Origin of the sequence: Paraburkholderia oxyphila NBRC 105797 (genome assembly GCF_000685075.1) — a bacterium.
In the GTDB taxonomy this organism is placed as follows: Bacteria; Pseudomonadota; Gammaproteobacteria; order Burkholderiales; family Burkholderiaceae; genus Paraburkholderia; species Paraburkholderia oxyphila.
Map to the genome: position 1 here is coordinate 1 of NZ_BAYD01000307.1, position 608 is coordinate 608.

At 63.5% G+C, this 608-nt stretch carries 1 pseudogene; it reads left to right on the top strand.

Annotated elements, in window-relative coordinates:
- Positions 1-177: 177 nt before the first annotated feature.
- Positions 178-608 (top strand): annotated as a pseudogene (locus BO1_RS56125) (DEAD/DEAH box helicase); the annotation flags it as partial.

The window sequence follows — 608 nt, forward strand, 5'->3', positions numbered from 1 at the left end:
GTTGATTGCGCTGCTCGCCGGGATCGGTTTCACGATGTCCGGATGGATCGCGATGCGGACCTTCGACGATCCAGACAAGCTCGTCATGGACGAATGAGGGTGCTTGCGGGTTTATTCGTGGCCGGCATTCTTGGCCGCGGCTGGACACGCTTGTGCGGTGCAGCACCGCCTGCTGAGATGGTGCCTGAACTCATTGAGGAAGGTCGCCGCATCCTGCTCTTCCCGCAGTTCACCAGCATGCTCGATCTCATCGCTTCCGCACTCGACAGGGCCGGGATTCCCTACGTTGTCCTGACCGGCGAGACAGTCGATCGTGCGGCCCCGGTCCGCCGCTTCCAGCAGGGCGAGGTGCCGCTCTTCCTCATCAGCCTGAAGGCTGGAGGCGTGGGGCTGAACCTGACCGCGGCCGACACCGTCATCCAATATGATCCGTGGTGGAATCCGGCCGTCGAGAACCAGGCCACCGACCGCGCACACCGTCTTGGACAGGACAAGCCCGTGTTCGTCTACAAGCTGATCACGGCCGGCAGCGTGGAAGAAAAAATCGTCGCCATGCAGGAACGGAAGGCCGCGCTCGCCGACGCGATCCTGTCCGGGGATGCCGGGGG